This is a genomic window from Vibrio sp. 2130-1 (assembly GCF_033339515.1).
This window is the reverse complement of the sequence record NZ_JAWOUT010000505.1, coordinates 1-586: the sequence shown is the minus strand read 5'-3', so window position 1 is coordinate 586 and position 586 is coordinate 1. Positions and strand designations below refer to the sequence as shown.

The 586-nt window shown below is 49.1% G+C and carries 1 pseudogene; it reads left to right on the top strand.

Going from position 1 to position 586, the window contains the following annotated elements:
• Positions 1-549, top strand: a pseudogene (locus R7Q09_RS27090) (serine protease); the annotation flags it as partial.
• Positions 550-586 lie beyond the last annotated feature (37 nt).

Sequence of the window (586 nt, the reverse complement as noted above, 5' to 3'; positions counted from 1 at the left end):
GATCAGTTATCCGATCCTGCAACTTGCCAAGATGCCTCTGGCGTACCTTGTAACCAGATGATTCGTATGATGTTGGAACAGGGAGCGGATCCAATAGGTGCTGATGGGCAAGATTTACAGAGCATCTCTCAATACGGACGACTTAATTTAGTGGGAGCTCTGACTGCAACACCTTCGGAACCGCCACCACCTCCTCCTCTAGTCGTTAAGGCACCAGAAGCTCTTTCCATCTCGATCAACAATAGTATTGTCTTTCTCAATTGGAGCTACTTGGGGGATAAAGATGCCATTGCAGGCTTTAGAGTCGAACGCGAGAGTTGGAATGCAAAACGTAATCGATGGCAAAGCCTAAGCAGTTGGGATGTTCTCGACCCTACGGCCACGACGTTTGAAGATTCCAGTGTCAATGGCGAAGTGCATTATCGTGTTGGCACCATTCAGAAAAGCGATGGTTCTTTGTTCTGGAGTGGATGGAGCGATAACATCACGGTTGCGGGTTCTGGTGGTGGTAAGGGCGGCGGAAAAGGTGGAGGAAAGCCGAACAAATGATCGCCATGAAAAAGGCCCGAGAAGAGGGCCTTTTTGT